This window comes from Streptomyces caeni (assembly GCF_042678285.1).
GTDB lineage: Bacteria > Actinomycetota > Actinomycetes > Streptomycetales > Streptomycetaceae > Streptomyces > Streptomyces caeni.
In genome coordinates, this window is the sequence record NZ_JBHUDX010000042.1 from 31,269 (window position 1) to 35,722 (window position 4,454).

At 71.7% G+C, this 4,454-nt stretch carries 5 protein-coding genes; 1 reads left to right on the plus strand and 4 read right to left on the minus strand.

What is annotated here, in order from left to right; genetic code table 11:
• The 4 genes from ACFSL4_RS15675 to ACFSL4_RS15690 all read right to left on the minus strand — a co-directional run.
• The coding region (locus ACFSL4_RS15675) for an ATP-binding protein (protein ID WP_381082888.1) at positions 1–456 on the minus strand (456 nt) is incomplete at its 3' end.
• A 111-nt stretch (positions 457–567) separates the two neighbouring features.
• Positions 568–855 (minus strand): aromatic amino acid lyase, encoded by a 288-nt coding sequence (locus ACFSL4_RS15680; RefSeq protein ID WP_381082889.1) that lies wholly within the window; start codon positions 853–855, stop codon positions 568–570.
• Complete coding sequence (locus tag ACFSL4_RS15685; protein ID WP_381082891.1) at positions 856–1,056, minus strand: hypothetical protein; 201 nt, start codon at positions 1,054–1,056, stop codon at positions 856–858. It abuts the gene before it with no gap.
• Between the two features lie 40 nt (positions 1,057–1,096).
• A complete protein-coding gene (locus tag ACFSL4_RS15690) occupies positions 1,097–2,059 on the minus strand; it encodes an ABC transporter substrate-binding protein (protein ID WP_381082892.1) in 963 nt (320 codons plus the stop codon).
• A gap of 418 nt (positions 2,060–2,477) precedes the next feature.
• Between ACFSL4_RS15690 and ACFSL4_RS15695 the strand changes: the two genes are divergently transcribed.
• Positions 2,478–4,454: sensor histidine kinase (locus ACFSL4_RS15695; protein ID WP_381082894.1), on the plus strand; the 1,977-nt coding region annotated here is incomplete at its 3' end.

The window sequence follows — 4,454 nt, forward strand, 5'->3', positions numbered from 1 at the left end:
GGGCTCGCCAGGTGCCGGTGCGAGTCCGGCCCAGATGACGCGCCCGGCCCCGTGCGGAGCGTCCCGCACCCCCCGGGCTCCGCTGAGCGCGCACACCGGTGCCGGCCCGCGGCCGCCCTGGTCGTCGGGCCCGGCGCCGAGCGGGACTGGCACGGAGGCGCCCCGGTTCTCGTCCGCCACCTCGATGCGCAGCCGGCGGCCGTCGGTGCGCACCCGGCAGGCGATCCGTTCACTCCCGGTGCGCACGACGGCCTCGGTGACGAGCCCGGAGGTGACCAGGACAGCGTTGTCAGAGGTCCCCCTCCCGCTGCCCCACCGCTGGAGCAGTGCGCGCACGTTCCTGCGGGCGGTGCCCACCGCGGCGGGGACGGCCGGGAGGTGGAAGGCGTCGGATCTGTGGGAGGGCGTGCCCCCGGACAGGCGGTCAACGGGCCGGGGGAGGGAGGGCGGAGACATCAGCCCTTCGCCTTTCGTCTGCCTGGGCACCCTGGCCGGTGCCCCGCCGCCGGACGCCGCAGCACGCCGAACCACCCCGTCTCCCCCAACTGGGCCGCTCAGCAGCCTTGTTCACCGGCTACCGACGGTATGACCACTGTGACACCCGCCAACAACGCCTCGCAACAGACAAGTTGAAAATTGCAATCCGAGCCGCAGCGCCTCGGTGAGCGCGATGACAAAGGCGGGCTGGATGCCGGAGCCGCCCGCCAGCAACCGGTTCGCGCGCACGGCGAGCATCGCCCGCGCCTCGCGGGCCGGGAGCAGGGCGCCGGCACCGCCCGCGTGGCTGCGCAGCAGCCGCAGGCCGTGCCCGGCCTCGTCGTCCGCCGCGCCCCCACCGAGCCGGGCGATGGGCACCTACGCCGGTGCCGCGGCCGTACAACCGGCCCGTGCCGGCCACCCCTGTGCCGTGCGCCAGGCGCGCCGGGTCCGCCCCAGTGCCTTCGGGGGGACGACGGGCACGGCCTCGACGTCGGCGAGGCGGACCACCCCGCCGGCGTCGGGGCCGCAGCCGTCCAGGACGACGCGGGTGCCGTCGGCCCCGGAGGACGGGGGCACCCGCGTCGGTCCGTCCGCGGCGGTGTCGACGGCGCGGACGTCAGATCAGGCCGGCCGACTTCAGCCACGCCTTGGCGACATCCAGCGGATCCTTGTTCTCCAGCTGCACCTGGGCGTCCAGGTCCAGCAGCGTCACCGTGTCGAGCTTGGCCGAGACCGCGTTGAGGGCGTCGACGCCCTTCTGGGGCAGGTTCGACTTGTAGACCAGCGGCTGCACGTTCTCGAACCCGAAGAGGTTCTGCGGGTCCTGCAGGACGACGAACTTCTCCTTGGAGATGGTCGGGTCCGTGGTGAAGACGTCCGCCGCCTGCACGGTGTTCTTCTTCAGCGCCGCCTGGGTCAGCGGACCGCCCGCATCGAGCGCCTTGAAGGACTTGAACTCCACGCCGTACACGGACTTCAGGCCCACCAGCCCCTGCTGCCGGGTCTGGAACTCCGGCGAGCCGCCGATCACCAGGTCCTTGGCCACGTCCTTGAGGTCCGCGATGCTGGACTTGTCAGTGAGGTTGTACTTCTTGGCGGTGGCCGCGTTGACGGTGACGGAGTCCTTGTCCTGTGCCGGCGCCGGTTCGAGCAGCGTCAGCTTGGCGTCGAGCTTGGCGTCGATGGCGGCCGTCGTCGCGGCCACCGTCTTGGGCGTGGCCTTCGGGTCGAGGTAGGCCAGCAGGGCTCCGTTGTACTCGGGCAGCACGGTGATGGAGCCGTTCTTCAGCAGCCCGTACGTGGTCTCGCGGCTGCCGATGTTGGGCTTGTAGGCCACCTTGAGGCCCTTGGCCTTGAGCGCCTCTCCGTAGATGTCGGCGATCAGGATGCTCTCGGCGAAGTTGTTGGAGCCGACGACGACGGTGCTGCCGCCCGCCTTGTCACCCGAGAGGGGGTCGTCGGACTTGGTGTCGGAGGACGAGGAACACCCGGCGAGCAGCGTCGCGCCGACGGCGAGCGCGACGGCGGCCGCCACGGGGAGTCTCCTGCTGGACGTGCTGGTGTTCGCGGTAGAAGTCACGGTTCCCGTTCCGGGCTCAGAGGGTCTGTCAGGATGTGGCAGAGCGTGCGGGTGCGCGGGCGCCGCACATCCACTGATCCAATACAGCTCGTTCCGCATCGGTCAAGGGCCTTCCGGAGACGGATCGGCCTCGGCACGCGCCCAGTTGCCAGGTTTCGCTCGTGGAGAAAACACGAACGGACCAAGGCGGAACCACACGCTCTTTGTAATGGATTCTTGACGTAGGGCGACCGGATTGGGTGCCTGAAGAGGCGTAGTCTCCGGGGAGTTGGCGACGGGCTGCGGGCCGACAACGGCGTTCCGGGCCGTCCAGCACCGTTCTGCGCCGGCCTCGGCCGGTTCTTCCTGCCGACTCCGGTCACTCCACGACGGTCACGTGTTTTCTTCGCACGCCCAAGACGCCTTCGAAGGAGGCTTGGTGTCCACGAACGAGGTGGACGCGCCGACCCGCCCGGCGCCGTCGCCGCCCGGTGGTGGCCCACGCGGCTTCGCGGACCGATGGCCGTTCCGGCGCAAGCTCAACGTCCTCGTCGGTGTGCCGCTGGCCGTGGTTGCCGTGCTGCTCACCTACCTGATCGTCGACCTGGTGCGGCAGTCGGACCGCGCGGAGTCGGCGGCCCGGCTCGTCCGCGACAGCGAGCAGGTGGCGGTCCTCGTCGACCATGTGGAGCGCGAGCACCAGCAGGCCGTCCTGCTCTCCGTGCGGTACGAGGCCGGGGGCGGCGCCAAGCCCTCCCTGGCCGCCTACCGCAGGGCACAGGCCGCGGTGGACTCCCAGGTCCAAAAGGTACGCGGCGCCTTCGGCGACCGGCTGCCCGCCACCGAGGCCCAGGCGCTCAAGGAGGCCGAGGGCCTCAGCAGCCTGCGCGAGACCGTCGCCCAGGGCTACCTGCCCGCCGACAACATCGACCCCGCCTACATGAACGCCGCCAAGGGCCTGATCGACGGCCTCGCTCTGGACCGCAACGCGGACCTCGCGGCCACCTTCACCGGCAACCTGCTCGACTCCCTGCTGCGGGCCGACGCCGCGCACGCCGCCTTCGAGACCGGCGTGTTCTCCGCGACGACCGGCGACAGCAACGCGCTCATCGAGTTCACGGGCGCGGTCGGCTCCTACGAGCTGTACACCTACCAGGCCGACCGGTTCGGACGCTTCGCCACCGAGCAGCAGACGGACCAGCTCTCCGGCATCGAGCACACCCCGGCCCAGCGGTCCATCGCCGAGGCGTACGCGGAGCTCCAGGTCGACCCCAGCGGGCTGCAGGCGGACGGCCGGGAGGAGATCCGCCGGACGTTCACGGACGCGCTGAGCGACTACCCCTCCTATCCGCGGCAGGCCGAGAGCCGGCTGAAGATCGTCGCCTCGCTCATCGGGCAGATCGCCGACCGCGCCGACCGCGCCTCCTCGGACGCCCAGTGGCGGGCCGGGCTGCTGCTGAGCCTCGCGCTGATCGGCTTCGGCGTCTGGATCGCCTTCTCCGTGGCGGTGCGCCGCTCGGTGGTCCGCCCGGTGCAGGCCCTCACCGGCGCCGCCCAGCAGGTCGCGGAGGCCGCCGGCCGCGAACTCGCCCGGGTGGCCGACGACGACGCCGAGGACGACGCCTCGCCGCGGCTGCGCGACGTGCCCGTCACGGCGCACGACGAGATCGGCGAACTCGCCCAGGCGTTCAACCATGTGCAGACGACCGCGGCCGCGCTGCTGGAGCGTCAGGTGCTCAGCCGCCGCAACGTCGCCGAGATGTTCGGCAACGTCGGGCGACGGGTCAGCAACCTGACCGCCCGTCAGCTCGCGCTCATCGACGCGGTGGAGCGCGGCGAGACCGATCCCGCGGTCCTCGAACGGCTCTACTCCATCGACCACATCGCCGTACGCCTGCGACGCAACGCGGACAGCCTGATGCTGCTCGCCGGCATCCGCGAGACGGTCCTCGACGGCGGTCCCACCGCCCTCACCAACGTGGTGCGCGCCGCGCTCGGCCAGATCGAGGGCTTCCAGCGGGTACGGCTGCACGCCGAGACCGAGGTCGTGGTGGAGCCCGACATCGTCGGCGACCTGACGCTGATGATCGCCGAACTGCTGGAGAACGCCGTCGCGTTCTCGCCCGCCGGCAGCCCCGTCGAGGTGACGGTGCGCGTGGGCGGCGAGGGCGCGCTGATCGAGGTCGCCGACCACGGCCTGGGGATGAGTGCCGAGCGGCTCGCCGAGGAGAACGCCCGGCTGATCCGCCGCGAACGCCTGGATCTCGTCCCGACGAAGGTGCTCGGCCTGTTCGTGGTCGGCACGCTCGCCCGCCGCTGGAAGGTCGGGGTCGCACTGTCCCGCACGCCCGGCGGCGGCGTCACGGCGACGGTGGAGATCCCGTCGACGCTGCTGCTGACGATGAGCCCGGTGAGC